Annotated in this window: 11 protein-coding genes; 8 read left to right on the top strand and 3 right to left on the bottom strand. The window is 41.4% G+C overall.

All coding sequences use genetic code 11. The features are described 5' to 3' along the window. Nucleotides 1-68 precede the first annotated feature (68 nt). Nucleotides 69-2051, bottom strand: a complete 1983-nt coding sequence (locus H7F25_RS02195) for a lipoteichoic acid synthase (RefSeq protein WP_103132784.1) — start codon at nucleotides 2049-2051, stop codon at nucleotides 69-71. Nucleotides 2052-2630: 579 nt separating this feature from the next. On the opposite strand from H7F25_RS02195, the gene H7F25_RS02200 reads away from it, so the two are divergent. From H7F25_RS02200 to H7F25_RS02230, 7 genes are all read left to right on the top strand, one after another. After that, the gene (locus H7F25_RS02200) at nucleotides 2631-4289 is read left to right on the top strand and encodes a pyridoxal phosphate-dependent decarboxylase family protein (RefSeq protein WP_044334637.1); all 1659 of its coding nucleotides are present in this window, start codon (nucleotides 2631-2633) and stop codon (nucleotides 4287-4289) included. Between the two features lie 31 nt (nucleotides 4290-4320). Next, on the top strand, nucleotides 4321-6045 hold the full coding sequence (locus tag H7F25_RS02205; RefSeq protein ID WP_133744867.1) for a methyl-accepting chemotaxis protein: 1725 nt from the start codon (nucleotides 4321-4323) through the stop codon (nucleotides 6043-6045). A 172-nt stretch (nucleotides 6046-6217) separates the two neighbouring features. Continuing rightward, on the top strand, nucleotides 6218-6604 hold the full coding sequence (locus H7F25_RS02210) for a DnaJ family domain-containing protein (protein WP_024425857.1): 387 nt from the start codon (nucleotides 6218-6220) through the stop codon (nucleotides 6602-6604). A 165-nt stretch (nucleotides 6605-6769) separates the two neighbouring features. Then, a complete protein-coding gene (gene treP / locus H7F25_RS02215) occupies nucleotides 6770-8206 on the top strand; it encodes a PTS system trehalose-specific EIIBC component (RefSeq protein ID WP_111291799.1) in 1437 nt (478 codons plus the stop codon). 15 nt (nucleotides 8207-8221) lie between these two features. Next, entirely contained in the window at nucleotides 8222-9922 is a 1701-nt protein-coding gene (treC, locus tag H7F25_RS02220) for an alpha,alpha-phosphotrehalase (RefSeq protein WP_185854176.1), read from the top strand. Nucleotides 9923-9941: 19 nt separating this feature from the next. Beyond that, nucleotides 9942-10670, top strand: coding sequence for a trehalose operon repressor (gene treR, locus H7F25_RS02225; RefSeq protein WP_025092691.1), 729 nt, complete (start codon nucleotides 9942-9944; stop codon nucleotides 10668-10670). Between the two features lie 70 nt (nucleotides 10671-10740). Next, nucleotides 10741-11175, top strand: coding sequence for a terpene synthase (locus H7F25_RS02230; protein WP_185854177.1), 435 nt, complete (start codon nucleotides 10741-10743; stop codon nucleotides 11173-11175). A gap of 86 nt (nucleotides 11176-11261) precedes the next feature. Here H7F25_RS02230 and H7F25_RS02235 read toward each other — a convergent pair whose 3' ends face one another. Then, complete coding sequence (locus H7F25_RS02235; protein WP_185854178.1) at nucleotides 11262-15554, bottom strand: multifunctional 2',3'-cyclic-nucleotide 2'-phosphodiesterase/3'-nucleotidase/5'-nucleotidase; 4293 nt, start codon at nucleotides 15552-15554, stop codon at nucleotides 11262-11264. Nucleotides 15555-15808: 254 nt separating this feature from the next. Here H7F25_RS02235 and H7F25_RS02240 point away from each other — a divergent pair, with 254 nt between their 5' ends. Further along, nucleotides 15809-16327: a type 1 glutamine amidotransferase domain-containing protein gene (locus tag H7F25_RS02240; protein ID WP_185854179.1), complete on the top strand. Its 519-nt coding sequence runs from the start codon at nucleotides 15809-15811 to the stop codon at nucleotides 16325-16327. Nucleotides 16328-16435: 108 nt separating this feature from the next. On the opposite strand, the gene H7F25_RS02245 is transcribed toward H7F25_RS02240, so the two are convergent. Further along, a complete protein-coding gene (locus H7F25_RS02245) occupies nucleotides 16436-16651 on the bottom strand; it encodes a DUF1128 domain-containing protein (protein WP_003214000.1) in 216 nt (71 codons plus the stop codon). Nucleotides 16652-16694: the final 43 nt, after the last annotated feature.

A 16694-nucleotide genomic window follows, 5' to 3' on the forward strand; every position in this document is an offset into this window, starting at 1 on the left:
GAGTAATCATGATCAAACGTAAAAAGAACCAGCTGATCAAGGATCGGCTGGTTCTTAGCATGAGAACGTTATTTTGAAGAAGAGCTGGATTCATCTTTGGCGGAAGAGGAATCCTTTTCATCCTGTACTTTCTTTGTATAGTCATAATCATTGCGGTCAATCGGTGTAAAGCCTTTAGGCTTGTAGAAACGGAGTAAATCTTCGGTGACAATCTTATCAGATGTCTCCAGCATCTTTTTCACCGTTTCATTTTCTTGGGATGCCTTGTCAGTTGGCTCGATTTTCTCGCCTGTTTTGTTGCTGTAATAGTTATTGCCTACTTTCGTGTAGTCCTTAGACACGAAGTCACCATTTCTAAATGGCACAAGCTCTTTAAAGTTCTTCGATAAGATATCAGAACCAGACATTAAATAGTTCTTCGTATCATCGCCAAGCAGGTGCAGAAGAGTTGGTGCGACATCAACTTCACCAGAGTATTTATGAATCTGTCCGCCTTTTACGCCAGGAACATGGATAAAGAGCGGCACACGCATGAGCTGCGCATTTTCATAATCTCCAATTTTTTGTCCTGTCACTTTTTCCATCGCTTCATTATGGTTTTCAGAAATACCGTAATGATCTCCGTACATAATGACGACTGTGTTGTCATAAAGACCTGACTTTTTTAGATCATTGAAGAACTGTTCAATCGCTTCATCTAAATAATGAGCCGATTGGAAGTAGTTATCGACGACAGAGTCACCGAAATCACCAGGTTCGAAATCAGTATCACCTTCGTCCATTCCAAATGGGAAATGATTCGATAAGGTAATGAACTTCGAATAAAACGGCTGCTTCAAGTTTTCAAGCATTGGCATCGATTCTTTGAAGAACGGTTTGTCTTTCAGTCCATAGTTCTTCGTATCCTGCTCGTTCATATCATAGTACTCAGAATCGTAAAATCTGTCATATCCAAAGGACTTAAACATTTCATTACGGTTCCAGAAGGTTTTCGTGTTGCCATGGAATTCTGCTGACGTATATTGATCCTTCTTCAAAATACCAGGAAGTGCTTGATATGTGTTTTGCGCTTTGTTAATAAAAACAGATCCCTGTGATAATGGGAATAACCCAGTATCCATCATAAATTCAGCATCAGACGTTTTTCCCTGTCCTGTTTGATGGAAGAAGTTATCAAAGTAAAACGTTTTGTTGTCGTGTGCCAATGAATTAAGGAATGGCGTTACTTCTTTTCCATTCACCTTATAATCAATGACAAAGTTTTGCAGAGATTCAAGAGAAATTGTAATGACGTTCATGCCTTTCGCTTTCCCGTAATAAGCAGGGTTAGGATCAGCGCTGTTCGCTTTTAAATAGTTCTCTACATCTGTCACGTCATTTGAATTTGCCAGAGCACGCTGGCTGTTTGATTTCACATTTTGAATGGCATCAAACACAGTAAAGTTATAAGCACCTAAATATTTAACTAAATAATTGCGGTCGAACGATCTTGATAAAAGCTCTGGACGATCGATCTCTGCAGCAACTAAGTTTAAAACAAAGATCACAACAGAGGACACAAGGACGAGTCTAAACGATTTTGACTTTTGAACAGGTACAGTGGCTGTACTTGTTTGCTGCTGCCTTTTCATGCGGACTGCAAGTACAATCAAAATGATTGTATCAATAAAGTAAAACACATCAGTCCAACGCATGAGTGAAAATGCACTATCACCTAATTGTCCGCCATTCGTTCCTGCCTGCATCACTGTAGGCAGCGTGATAAAGTCATTGAAGAATCGATAGTACACGATGTTTGCGTATAGTAAAAAAGACATGAAAAAGTGAATCACAATGATAGCGGCAGGCTGCCATTTTTTCTTGAACAATAAAGCAAAGCCAAGAAAGAACAAGCTGGAGCTAATAGGATTCACGAAAAGCAAAATATGCTGAAGCACATTTGATATACCAAGTTTAAATTCGATTAAATACGCTGAATACGTTTTGAGCCATAGTAAGATGGCTGCAATCAGAAAGAAGCCGAGACCTCTTTTTTGAATAAATGTTTTCATATAAACACTCCTTTTCTCCGTTAAACGGAAGAGGCGGAACGAAAGAAAACGAACCATTAGAATATACCACGAAATGCACAAATAGAAAAGTCATAACCAGTGAAGAGCCTTTGCAAGCCTGTCCGAGCAATAAAAGGAGAGGAAATGAAAATATTCGCCCATCGAAAAACTTTTTATGAAAATTGACCTATTATTGACAGAAAATTCAGCAATTTTCCAGTTGCTATATCAATAAAACAGGTAAAAAGATACAAGTCTAAAGAATTAATTTAATTTCTACAATGGTCATTTAGAGAGTATTTCCATTGTTTATTAATGTTTATGCAGGTTAAACAAAAAAAATGAGCCATGTAATAGAATAAGACGATGGATAAAAATTCCTCCTATACAATATATCAATATATTTTTGTGTTTCGTGAACATAATGGTTTTCATGTGTTTTTTAAGGGTTTCATTTATTTTAATAAGTGAACAAATTATCTAAATATACTTAAGTGAACATATCGAGACTATAAACTTCTGAATTGGGGTCGATATAGACAGTGACAGGAAATCTTCCATTGAAAGGATTGATAGTATATGACTGTACGAGCAGAGAACCTCGTTCAGAACTGGTTTCCGAGTGAGGACGGAAATGCAGGAGAGCGTAAAGAACTCATCAAATTGATGGAGCAGATCATTTCAGGGGTCGATGACCTGAAAGATCCCAACCGTGCACACCTTAAAGGTGAAAAGAATCGTGGGGAGGACTTTTACAAAAAGCTCACCGAAACAAGTCAAATTCCGATGAACGGCCAGCAAGCGGAACTTGTGAATGAAGAATTACTGAAGCTTTTACATAACCATCCATACCACACCAAGTATTTCTTCACGAACATTTTGCCAATGGCAAGTACACCAGGAATTTTAGGCATGCTGACAGCTATGCTGGTAAACGGAAACAACCTTTGGGATGTTTATGGACCAGCAGGTGCGGAAGCTGAGGTCAGAGTGGTTTCAATGATGTCTAAGCTCATCGGATATGATCCAAATATGAGCGGGGGATACACAACATGGGGAGGTCAAGGAGCGATTTTTTCAGGACTTCGTTTAGCGATCGCAAAAGCTGCGCCGGAGTCACTGCGAAAAGGAGTTCCACAAAATCTTTATGCGTTTTGTTCTGATGCTGCACATTACAGCTTATTTAAGTCAATGGAAGCAACAGGACTAGGCACAAACAACTTAATCAGAATTAAGACGAATAAAGATCATTCAATGGATATGGAAGATTTGCGTTGTCAAATGGAACGTGTTGCACAGGGTGGCGGAATTCCCGTTTATATTGTGGCAACAACCGGAACAACAGATGCCATTGCAATTGATGATGTCAAAGGGGTACGTGAAACAGCAGAAGCGATTGCTGAAAAGTATGATCTGAAGGTGCCGCATATTCATGCAGATTCGGCGCTGGGTGGATTCTTTGCTTTCTTTAATGAGTATGATGTATCAGAAAACCCGCTGCAATTCTCAGTCGGTGTTCTTCGTATGCTAAAAGAAATCAAAGCGAAATTCCAGCATCTTTCTCTTGCAGACTCGATGTGCTTTGATTTTCAAAAGCTCGGCCAAACACCTTACACATCCAGTTTATTCTTAGTGAAAAACGCTGCTGACTTAAAGCGTTTGGACCTGGAGGAACAAGAGACACCATATGTTGGCCATAGAGGCTACGGTGAATACCATACGGGTTATACACTTGAGTGTTCAAGAATGGGAAGCTCAATCAGCATGCTGAGTGTGCTCTTAACGTTTGGGGTTGAAGGCTATCAGCGCTTGCTCGGTCAATTCTTAGAAGTGAACCTTGCCTTCAGAGAAGCACTTAGTCGAGAAATTCCGCAAGCAGAAGTCGTGAATGATGACAACGTCGGAATGGCTACATTATTTAGAATTTACCTAGACGGCTCACCGCGTTTTCAAGAAGAGATTTCTGGCGAAGCGACTTCAATGGAAATTGAGCGAAACAATGAATTGAACAAAATGCTGTTTGAAAAACTTGGAGAGAAAAGAGATGAGATGTTCTTTGGCGATACAACGAAGTTTTTACTTGTCAACTCAAAAGAAGGTCAAGAATTCTATCTAAGTGTTAGTAAGTTTTTTGTCATCTCACCTTATACGTTACCAGAGCATATCCCTCATATCGTATCTTATTTAAAAGATGTGATTGCATCTGTTTGTGGTCAATTTGAAAATGTACATGCTTAAATCAAATCTGAGAGTGGAGATGTAGGAAAAAATGGCGAAACAAAGGAAATTTGGAGGATACACGATATCCTCTAAAATCATGTCAGTCGTTACCGTAACATTACTCGCAACCGTAGCATTATTCGTTCTAACCTTTTATCTAGTGAGCCAGGATTTATCATCCCAGTTATTAAAGCAATTTGATTATCGATTAACAACAGATATTGATACCGCCAAAAAAGAAATCGATAACATCGATGGAAACGTACTCAGCATTAGCGGGAAGGATGATCCTATTTATGCTGAGATCAAAACGAAATTCGCAGAGCTTCAAAAAGATCATACGCTTGAGAACTTATACGTGTTATCTAATAAAGGCGGCAAAGAAAGAATTATTATACTAACCGGTGAAGAAAATGACTTTGATCAAGATTATGCTTTTTCAGAAGAGATGAAACAAGCGCTCTCTGAAGATAAAATGGTCAAAAGTGATATTTACAAAGATTCATTTGGTACACATAAATCAGTCTTTTTGCCAATTAAGGATTCAGGCGGTGAGCTGACAGGGATTTTAGGCATTGATTTAGATGCGTCTGTCGTGCCTCAAACAACGCAGAAGTTGATGATCTATATCACAGTAGCATCTGCCATTGTGCTTATCGGTGGATTACTCTTCTCATACTTCATGGGAAGGAGAATTGCAAAACCAGCACGTTCCTTGATGGAATCAGCGAATCGAATTGCTGACGGTGATTTAACTGGTATGGTAGAGGTTGAAAGTAAAGATGAGATCGGCCAGCTTGCCGCATCCTTCCAAAAGATGCAGGGACGGATTAAAGAGCTCATTTCGAAAATCTCAAACTCATCTAGTGAAGTGTCGAAAATGTCTTCACAGCTTCGTACGGTGACGACCGAATCAAGTCAAAGTGCGCAGCAAGTATCAGAAGCTATGACGAATATGAGTGAAGGAATCAATGATTCTGTCGCAAATATCACGGATTGTACGACATCCGTTGCAGAGATCGATACTCAAATCGAAGGCGTCACAAAAGAAGTCGACGAAATGAAATCTGTTTCATCTGACGTACAAAAGCAATCAGAATCTGGTCAAAAATTAGTGAACCATGTGCTTGATCATCTGAATATGCTACATGACAAGATGACCAACTCAAAGCAGGCAGCAGAAGAATTACAATCTCATTCAACGGAGATTGAAAGTGTCATCTCAATTATTACGGACATTTCAGCCCAAACGAATCTGCTTGCACTGAATGCTTCAATTGAAGCGGCACGTGTTGGAGAAGAAGGAAAAGGTTTTGCTGTTGTGGCAGATGAGGTGCGCAAGTTAGCTGAGCAATCAGCGGATGCGGCTAAAACCGTTTCAGACCTTGTCATCGGCACACAGGAAAACAGTCAGCGCGTTCTTGAAAGTGTAGAGGAAAGTAGTAAAGCAGTGGAAGAAGGACGTGAGCAAATGGAAGGCACGTCACAAAATTTCGCTTTGATTTACGACGGTGTATCTCAGTTTTCAAGAAGAACGAACAATTTGCTTGCTTCTATTAAGCAAGTTGAGCAAGCATATCAAACGATTTCTACATCGATTGAGCAAATTTCTGTTGTATCAGAAGAACATGCAGCCAGCTCTCAAGAAGTGGCGGCAGCAACAGAACAGCAAAGTGCTGGTATGCAGCAAATTTCAAGTGCCATTGAACAGCTCTCTGACATGTCAGAGGACTTAGCACAAATGGTCTCAACCTTCAAAGTCGACAATAAATAACGAGAAAGGGCTAAAATATTTTAGCCCTTTTTCTCTTTTCAGCGAACGAGCACCTGAGCGCAGGATAGACACCGAATGCGAGGGCTTGTCTAGACGCTGAAGCTGGCTCTTGTGAGAGAGCCAGCTTTTTTGCTATGCTTAATCAAATACTTGCGGCGAAAGGAGAAACGCTATGGATTTTGCGCAGAGATTATCAGAAGAACGGATCAAAAAAGCGATGGATAACGGGGCTTTTGAAGGATTATCTGGCTTTGGGAAACCTCTGCCAAAAGATGATGCTGCTCATGTACCAGAAGAACTTAGAATGGGCTACCGCATCATGAAAAATGCCGGATTTGCTGGGGAAGAAACAGCGCTGAAAAAAGAACTCATGACTGTCAAAGAATTACTTCAATCAAGCATAGATGGAGAAGAAAGAAAGAAACTGTCTCTTATCTGTGAAGAAAAACAAAAACGTCTGGATGAACTTACATCTAAGCGCCAAACTTTTGCCCGCCCAGCCTCCTCCTTTTACAAAAATAAGGTCTACGAGAAATTAACAGAGCATAAAAAAAGATGATGACACGCTGACTCTCCCTGAGCACATTGAGGGAGCTTTTTTTATGTAAGCGCTGCATTTTGTTGTTGACTACATGTATATACAAATATAAAATAATAATCAAACATGTATATACAAGTTTTTTGGTTCTTTTTTCTTATAAAAAACGATCTCGGAGGGGATAGTATGGCTGATTATCAGGCAGCAGCAGATCAGATTGTGAAAGCCATCGGCGGCAAAGAAAATATCGATCAAGCGACACATTGTGTAACAAGGCTGCGCTTTGTGCTGAAAGATGAAGACAAGGTTGATGAGAAAGCACTTGAACAAATTGAAGAAGTGAAGGGATCTTTCTCAGCAAACGGTCAATACCAAGTTGTCATTGGTCAAGGGGTCGTCAATCGAGTATATGCCGAAATGGTCAAAAGGACAGGAATTGGGGAAGCCACAAAAGAGGACGTCAAGCGTGCCTCTGATCAGAAATTGAATCCATTGCAACGTGCTGTGAAAACGCTTGCGGACATCTTTATACCGATTCTTCCTGCCATCGTCACAGCCGGTTTATTAATGGGAATTAATAATATTTTAACAGCTCCTGATATTTTCTTCGATCAAAAGTCGATTGTGGATGTGTATCCGGCATGGGCTGACTTAGCGAATATGATCAACTTAATTGCAGGCACTGCCTTCACGTTCCTGCCAGCATTAATTGGCTGGTCAGCTGTGAAGCGGTTTGGGGGAAATCCGCTTTTAGGGATGGTACTTGGTCTAATGCTCGTACACCCGGACTTGTTAAACGCATGGGGCTATGGAGCGGCTGAGAAGACCGGTGACATTCCTGTTTGGAACTTGTTTGGACTTGAAGTGCAGAAGGTAGGCTATCAAGGACAGGTTCTTCCGATACTCGTCGCCTCGTATTTACTAGCGAAGCTCGAATTGTTTATCACAAAACGGACACCTGAAAGCATTCAACTGTTAGTGGTTGCTCCGATTACGTTATTAGTCATTGGATTTTTATCATTTATCGTCATTGGACCTGTTACATTTGCAATCGGTAACGTTCTAACATCTGGACTTGTAGCTGTATTCCAGCAATTCGCAGCACTTGGCGGTCTATTATACGGCGGTCTGTATGCAGCATTAGTCATTACAGGAATGCACCATACGTTCCTCGCTGTGGATATTCAATTGATTAACTCAAAGCTGCACGGCACGTTCCTATGGCCAATGCTTGCACTGTCCAATATCGCTCAAGGATCAGCTGCACTGGCAATGATGTTTGTCTTAAAAGATGAAAAGCAAAAAGGACTTTCGCTGACATCAAGTATTTCTGCTTATTTAGGAATTACCGAACCGGCCATGTTTGGGGTCAACCTGCGTTATCGATTCCCATTTATTTTTGCACTGATCAGTTCAGGATTAGCCGGCATGTTTATCGCCTCTCAAGGGGTGCTGGCAAGCTCAGTTGGTGTTGGAGGCATTCCAGGAATCTTCTCCATTATCCCGAAATATTGGGGGGCATTTGCAATTGGAATGGTGATTGTACTCATCCTTCCATTCATCGGTACTCTTTTATATGCAAAACTAAAAAAGAAGAAGGATTTTTCAGAAGAACTTAACTAGTGGTGGTGAAGGAAATTGAATCAGCAATCAAATGAACCATGGTGGAAAAAAGCGGTGGTCTATCAAATTTATCCGAAGAGCTTTTTAGATACAACGGGCTCTGGTACAGGGGATATCAATGGCGTGACGAAAAAGCTTGATTACATTAAAGAGCTTGGGGCGGATTGTATTTGGCTCACGCCAATGTATGAGTCCCCGCAGCATGACAACGGCTATGATATTAGTAATTATACAAAAATCCATGACATGTACGGCACAATGACAGATTTTGAACGCATGCTGAAGGAAGCGCATGAGAGAGGAATACGAGTCATTATGGATCTAGCCGTTAACCATACATCCATTTTCCATGAGTGGTTTCAAGCCTCGCGTGAGTCAAAGGATAACCCTTACCGAGATTATTATATTTGGAAGGAGCCAAAATCGGACGGATCTCCGCCGAATGATTGGCAGTCGAAATTTGGCGGCCCAGCCTGGGAGCTTGACGAAGTAACAGGAGATTATTATCTTCATTTATATGATGTCACTCAGGCGGATCTCAATTGGGAGAAGGATGAGGTGCGCGGGCAAGTATATGACATCATGCACTTTTGGTTTGAAAAAGGAATTGATGGGTTCAGGCTGGATGTCATCAACAACATCTCAAAGGATCAGCGTTTCTTAGATGACGCCGGACAATCTGTGCAAGGCGACGGCCGCATGTACTATACGGACGGGCCGAGAATTCATGAATTTCTGCATGAAATGAACCAGGAGGTTTTTTCGAAATACGATAGCATGACAGTTGGAGAAATGTCTTCAACGAATATCGCAGACTGCATTCGGTATACAAGACCTGATCGGCAGGAGCTGGATATGACGTTCAATTTCCATCATTTAAAGGTGGATTATCCAAACGGTGAAAAATGGGCGATCGCACCATTTGATTTTCAAGAATTAAAGTCGATTCTGTCTGAATGGCAGACGAAAATGCATGAGGGCGGCGGCTGGAATGCGCTGTTCTGGTGCAATCATGATCAGCCGCGGATCGTCTCAAGGTATGGTGATGATGACACGTATCATCAGCAATCAGCGAAGATGCTGGCGACCACGATTCATCTGATGCAGGGGACTCCTTATATTTATCAAGGTGAGGAAATTGGCATGAAGAATCCTCGCTTTGAGGACATTTCGTCTTACCGTGATATCGAATCACTCAATATGTACGAAGTCATGCTTGAAAAGGGAAAATCAAAGGAAGAAGCACTCGCCATTTTACAGGTCAAGTCAAGAGATAATGCAAGAACACCAATGCAGTGGACCTCAGAGAAGAATGCAGGTTTCTCAACAGGAACACCTTGGATTGAGCCAGCCCATAACGACATTTCGGTCGAAGCTGCGTTAAAAGACCGGACGTCCATTTTCTATCATTACCAAGCCCTTTGCAGACTGCGTAAAGAACTTGATGTGATCACATATGGCAGCTTCTCCTTACTTTTAGCAGAAGATCCAAAGATTTTTGCTTATGTTAGAGAAAGCAAGGATGAGAAGCTCCTCGTGATCAATCACTTTTATCCAGGGGAGGCGGACTTTACGCTTCCTGAGGAGCTTGTGCAGGCTGTAGATGAGATGGAGGGGCAAGTCCTGTTATCCAATTATGAGGATGTGCCGGCACATATCAAGGGATTTACGTTGCGCCCATATGAGTCAATCGTTTATCATTTAACCAAACGCTAGAAAATGGGGCGGAGGGAAAATGAAAGAGAATAAGTTTCGAGTGATTTATGATCAGCTCGCAAGACGAATTGAGCAAGGTGAATGGCAGGATAAAGGCATCCTCCCATCAGAACATGAACTTTCTATCATGTACGACACGTCCCGGGAGACGGTGAGAAAGGCATTAAATATTCTTGTACAAAATGGCTATATTCAAAAAATCCGCGGAAAAGGCTCTGTATTGCTGAATCGGGAGAAAATGCAGTTCCCTGTTTCAGGTCTTGTCAGCTTTAAAGAGCTTTCTCAAACGCTTGGTCGAAAGACGGTCACAACGGTTCATGAATTTGGTTTAATTAAACCGGATCAGTATATTCAGTCTCAGCTGAAAATTGATGAACAGACAGACGTCTGGAAAGTCATTCGATCTCGTAATATTAGCGGGGAAGAAGTGATTTTAGACAAGGACTACTTCTTGCAAAAGCATGTCGAAGTCTTGACTAAAGACATATGCGAAGGATCAATCTACGAGTATATTGAGGGAGAACTCGGTGTATCGATCAGCTATGCTCAAAAGGAATTTGTGGTAGAGCCATGTACAGAAGAGGATGCGAAGTACCTTGATTTGAAGGGATTTGACCATATCGTCGTGGTAAAGAATTATGTGTTCTTAGAGGATACGAGTCTATTTCAATACACAGAAAGCCGTCACCGATTAGACCGCTTCAGATTCGTCGATTTTGCTAGAAGAGAAAAAACGGACAGAGCATAGGCTCTGTCCGTTTCAATTTTTGGAGAAGCGGGGATATACAACGACAAGATCATGATTTATAGGAGGAAAAATGATTAGACTGAATCGACCACTAAAATTACGGGATTTAGAAATTTTTAGCGTGATGAAAGATCATCGAATATTATGTTACGTTATCATTGAAGATACTCGAAAACCGTTTACGGAAGAAGATCGAAAACTAGAGCCATTATGTTATATGGATGAAGAAGATATAAAAGCGATTTTGAATGTGTTTCATATTTCAATTATTAATGATGAAAAGTTAAGTGAAGAGGATTTAACTCTTGTAGAGGATTATTTTGCTGATTTTGTGAATAATACGAACTTAACGAATTTTATTATAAGAGATTATGTTCAAGAGGATTTATATGCCATCGATGATGAAGATGATATCACGTTCTTCAATAGAATGCTGCGTCATATAGGATCAGATAATGTGAAAGAATTTGATAAGCGCAATTGGATTTATTTATCCCAAGATTGAGATGAAAAGAAGACAAAGGGCTAAAATCAAGATCATTTTAGCCCTTTGTCAACAATATGAGGACAGAGCATACGCTCTGTCCTTTTTTAGGATGATACATTTTTTCTTGTACGCTTGCGCTGGTAGTAATATAGGATACCGCCTAAGGCAAGCATAAGTACACCAATCAATACAGCTGTATACATCATCGTTGCTGTATTAGGCAGTGTGCCGCCTGGGAGTCCGGTTCCATCTTGGTTTGGATCTGTACCTGTACCTCCGCCTGGCACTGATGTACCGCCGTCTCCGCCAGTTTGATCTGGCGTTGTTCCAGCTGCCCCGCTTTGGTTGAGTACGGTATATTCGCTGAAGTGTTCAGTTTGACCTGATACGACCCCATTTTCGAACGATCCGTTACTTGTTTTGGCATAACGGTTTTTCTTGCGGTCTACATAATATACACCAGGTTTCTTCGCCTTTTGAGGCTCATCTAATGTAAAGGATAGTGTGACAGGATCTTTAAAGGTAGACACCTTTTTCTGATCTTGTTTGATTTTGAAATCATACGTATCCGTTAATGCATTTTTCACCTTATCCGTCTTTGTCATCCATATATCTGCACTTTTCTCGGACAAGTTGGAAAGCGGTAATGCGAGTCCCACTTTGTCATGATAGATGGTGACGTTTGGATCTTGCTCTCTTTTCTTCAGCTCGGCTACCTGCGTTTTTGATAGAGACAATTGAACGTTTTTCGCTTCGCTCGCTTTGTCTAAATAGAGCAATGCTTTGTTTGTATGCTGCACATACGTTTGGAATTTCTCATCATCTTGAATGTCATAGGCGCCTTTTCCTTTCGCACGCGGAAGGAACACTTCTTTCACTCGATGATCGATGACAGGAGAAATATGCCCGCCGTCTGCCTGTTCAATTTGCTCTTTGAAGATTTCATAGTCAACATAGCCTAAGTCTTCGCCGTGAGAAGCTTCTGTAAAGACGCTGTAGCCATCTCCGCCTGTGCCGACAAATGCGTTTGTCGCCACGCGGTATGTTTTCTGATCATCAATGTCTGTTAGTTTGCCGTTTTGGTCTTTCAGTTTGACATCAATGAGTCTGCTGCCAGCTGGTTTACTCAGTGTAAACGTATATTCAATGCCGGCTACATGAGGGAATGCGCCGCCGCCTTCCTCAATCCCTGAAAGCCCTTGTTCGAGTGCTTTCTTAATTTGGTTGCCTTTTAAATCTGCGACATAGAGTGTGTTTCCGAATGGCATGACCGTTAAAATATCACCTAGAGTGATATCTCCTTTTTCAATGCTGCCTCGAATACCGCCGCCGTTTGTGATGGCAAGGTCAGCACCAGCAGATTCTTGTGCTTTTTTCAGCATACCGTCAGCAATAAAGTTCCCAAGGTTCGTTTCCTTCGCACGGACATGCTCGCGTTGTCCATCTAAGAGGACATCGGTAGACCCGACTTTTTCCGTTTTTAAATCTTGAATATCTGCCTTGTACTGATCGAGGATTGCTTTTGCATCGGCATCTTCTTTGACAGAGTCATCGATGGTGATGAGGTCAAAAGAAGATTCCTTTGGCTGCACGACTCCTTTTTGATTAAAGGCCACGTCTACTTTTCCTAAGAATTGTCCGTAGTCTTTTACCTGTGCGACAATCGTTGGTTCTTTCTTATTGACGACCTTTAATTTTTCAACAAGGGTGTGCGTGTGACCGCCAATGATTAAATCAATCCCGTCTACTTTTTGAGCAAGCTCAAGGTCACGGTTATAGCCAATGTGTGTTAAAGCAATGATTTTGTTGATTTTTTCTTTTGTTTGAATCGTGTTGATTGTTTCTTTTGCTTTCTTGTATGCATCCTTGAATTGAATGTTAGGACCGCTGCTGGATGTAATGGCCGTGTCTTCAGTCGTTAAGCCGAATACAGCCACCTTCTCACCGTTTACATCAAGCAGGATGTATGGGTAAATCCCAGCTTCTTTTTTCTCACCAGCTTTAAATGTGGCTGGCTTTTTCACTAAGCCGCTCAATTGTTTCTCCTTAGAGATATCAACGTTTGATGACACAATCGGGAATGCAGGCTTTTCAAATTGATGACGGTTTTTCGCATCTACATCTGATGCATCACCTGTCAGGAATTGACGGAGAACAGAAGGCCCTTTGTCAAATTCATGATTACCAAACGTCATGGCATCATATTTCATTAAGTTCATCAGTTTTAGGTCGGCAAGTCCTTGCCATTTTGTGAAATATAGGTCACCAGAGAAGACATCTCCAGCATCTAATAAAATGTTGTTTTTGCTTTCGGCTCGAACTTCTTTAATCTTTGTTACACGTCTTGCCGCATCATCAAGGTGTGCGTGTGTATCGTTTGTATGCATCACCGTTAAATTCCAGTTATCTGATGCAGGCGGTTCTGTTGTGCCATCCTCTTTAAAGGCTAGCTTGTACACGCCAAGACCATCTGTGCTGGCGTTACGAACAAAATCTACGCTGCTTGATTTTTCAGCAAACGGCTTAGCTAAAAGAGAAGATTCGAATGTGACTGTTGCGCCCTTGACTGGTGCAATGGACCAGTTTTGATCCGCACTTGGATTGATGGTTTTTTGTTCGATAATATAATCCATCAGCACTTGGCGGTTCTCATCAGCTGAGGCAAGCACCACTTTATCTTGCGTCAGATGCGGGAAGCCCCCGCCGCCAGAAGCTCGATAGTTGTTCGTTACGACTAAAAATTCTTGATTGTCAGAGACTGGCTTCCCATTGTAGGACAAGTTTTTGATGCGGTTTGCATTCGCATTAACAAGAGTGCCTGTTGTGCTGTACTTAGCAGGCTGCGTCACATCGACTTGATAGGTGACACCATCGATCACATCAAAGTTATACGAGCGGTATTCTTCGTTTAAAATAGGCTGTTCATTTGAATTGTTTGGTTTGATCTGATTAAACTGTCCAGCAGACATCTCAAGCCAGTCTTTCACTTCACTGCCTTTCAGTTTGACAATCTGCACGGTGTTATCGTAAAGGTAGAGATCGCCGATGTTTTTAATTGCTAAATCACCTTTTGCGATATTTGTATAATAATTTACACCGTTTCGGCCGCCAGCTTTAAACGGGGCGCCTGCAGATAAAATCGGTAAGTTTTTGTATGACGTGTCCTTCATTTTTTCTTGTGCATACCATTTTTGTGCATCAGTCACAATTTGAATAGAAGGGTCATCCATCACTTGAGCAAAAAAGCTGTTAATGTCTGCTTCTGTTTTACCAACAGGTTTTCTCACATACTCAAGTGTGTTTTGATGCGTTGTTTGAATGGCATCTTTCACAGTGCTGTTTTGAGAGGTGACTCCTGCAACAGATTCAATCTTTCCTGTTCCGTCTGTGACCTTCCATTTGCTGCCGTCAGGCTCTAATGTTAAATCAATGACTCCGAGGTAGCTTCCCCAGTTTTTTGACATGACGACTGGAATGCCGTTGATCGTTCCTTTTGAGACATCGAATTTGTCGACGCCGCTATATTCAGCGCTTGGGAATGTGCCGTGCTGATGGCCGGACACGATCGCATCGATGCCTTTTGTTTTTGTGGCAAGGTCAAAGATCATATTTTCTGATCCTTTAGGTGAAGCGGTTTTTTCAATCCCTGTATGGGCAAGGGCGACGATGATATCTGCGCCTTTTTCCTTCATTTCAGGAATGGTTTCATTGGCAGATTCGACGATATCCTGCACTTGAACTTGTCCATCTAAATGCTTCTTATCCCACGTCATGATTTGCGGTGGAACGAATCCTATGTAACCGACTTTCACAGTTTGGGAAGCTCCGTTTGCATCTTTAAATGTTTTTTCTTGGATCACATAAGGCGTAAAACGGTGTTCTCCATTTAACTTTTTGACGTTCGCATTGACAATCGGGAAATTAGCCCCGGCAATAGTACCGTCAAGAAATGATAATCCGTAGTTAAATTCATGATTGCCAAGTGTGCCTGCATCGTACTTTAGTTTGTTGAGTGTATGAATAATGGGGTGAACCTTTGTTTGATTGATGATACTGTCTTTTTCATTTTTGTAAACGTATTCTCCAAGAGGGGTTCCTTGAATCAGGTCTCCGTTATCAACAAGGAGTGTATTTGGATTTTGTGAACGGTGCTTTTCAATCAGCTCAGCTGTTTTTGCCAAACCAAATTCATTTGTTTCTTTGTCGCTGTAATAATCGTAATTCATCATGTTCGCATGAACATCCGTTGTGGCTAAGATGCTGACTTTTACGGCATCGCCGTTTTCTATTGCTGCATGAGTAGGTACTGCTGGGAGAATGAGACTAATCATCATAATGGAAGTGAGCAGAATAGACAGGTTTTTCCTTCGTTTAGACCTATGTGCTTGCTTCTTCACCTGATCTCCGCCTTTCTAATTTTTTTGACCACAATACCTATTGTAGAAATGTTTCGTTAACTTTTGTAGTTATTTTTTGCAGATTATTGTAAAGATAACATAAATCATACGAATTACCTTGTTGAGGAAATATAAATAAGTCTAAATGCTTATTTTCACCATAAGGGTTTATCTGATCGGGATAGGATGTTTGATTTCAATCTCCCCGGGTATAGTGTGTAGTGTAAACGATAATCAAGCAGGAGGGTTTCTACATGGGTAAGAAAATTGCAGTTGTATTAACAGATTACTTTGAGGATGTTGAATTCACCGAGCCTGCAAAAGCCTTTAAAGATGCAGGCCATGAGATCACAGTAATTGAAAACGAAAAAGGAAAAACAGTGAAAGGGAAGCAAGGAGAAGCAGAAGTGAGAGTGGATGCGTCCATTGATAACGTGAAGCCTGAAGACTTCGATGCACTGCTGATTCCTGGCGGGTTCTCACCAGACATTCTGCGTGCAGATGATCGCTATGTCCAGTTCACAAGAGCATTTATGGACGAGAAAAAACCAGTATTTGCGATCTGTCACGGGCCGCAATTGCTTATTACAGCAAAGACGCTGGAAGGCAGAGGCGCGACTGGATATACATCCATCAAAGTAGATATGGAAAACGCAGGCGCAAAATTCAAAGATGAAGAAGTTGTTGTTTGTCAGGATCAGCTTGTGACAAGCCGTACACCTGATGACATTCCAGCATTTAACCGTGAATCATTAAAACTGCTCGCAAAATAAGCAGTTTTGACAGGATAAACAAAGCCAGCACCTTGCGGGGTGCTGGCTTTTTCTGCGCATGAATGGAAGAAAGCGGCGTAAACCGCAATCTTATTTTCCTTTGCACGATTATTTTCTTAAGTTTTTTAGCTCGCTTGCGATGGCTTGCATTTCACTTGGGCTGAATGAAGATTTTTTCATCACCATTTGGTGTAGAAATTCAATATCTTCGTACTTGTCTGGACTGAAGTCCTCGGCTTTGATGACTCCAATGTTCAGCATATTTAACTTTTGCGAAATGTCTTCAATCAGCTGATTGACTTCAGCCGCTTTTTGCTCTGACAAGGGCGGCACGTCCTTTCCTGCATATGTGTTGAATAATATGTCT

It is taken from the genome of Bacillus sp. PAMC28571 (genome assembly GCF_014250435.1).
In the GTDB taxonomy this organism is placed as follows: domain Bacteria; phylum Bacillota; class Bacilli; order Bacillales; family Bacillaceae; genus Bacillus; species Bacillus safensis.

Coding starts and splice junctions, on each gene's coding strand:
- treR (WP_025092691.1), top strand. CDS start 9,942: ATGAAAGAGAATAAGTTTCGAGTGATTTATGATCAGCTCGCAAGACGA.
- treP (WP_111291799.1), top strand. CDS start 6,770: ATGGCTGATTATCAGGCAGCAGCAGATCAGATTGTGAAAGCCATCGGC.
- H7F25_RS02240 (WP_185854179.1), top strand. CDS start 15,809: ATGGGTAAGAAAATTGCAGTTGTATTAACAGATTACTTTGAGGATGTT.
- H7F25_RS02195 (WP_103132784.1), bottom strand. CDS start 2,051: ATGAAAACATTTATTCAAAAAAGAGGTCTCGGCTTCTTTCTGATTGCA.
- H7F25_RS02205 (WP_133744867.1), top strand. CDS start 4,321: ATGGCGAAACAAAGGAAATTTGGAGGATACACGATATCCTCTAAAATC.
- H7F25_RS02200 (WP_044334637.1), top strand. CDS start 2,631: ATGACTGTACGAGCAGAGAACCTCGTTCAGAACTGGTTTCCGAGTGAG.
- H7F25_RS02210 (WP_024425857.1), top strand. CDS start 6,218: ATGGATTTTGCGCAGAGATTATCAGAAGAACGGATCAAAAAAGCGATG.
- H7F25_RS02230 (WP_185854177.1), top strand. CDS start 10,741: ATGATTAGACTGAATCGACCACTAAAATTACGGGATTTAGAAATTTTT.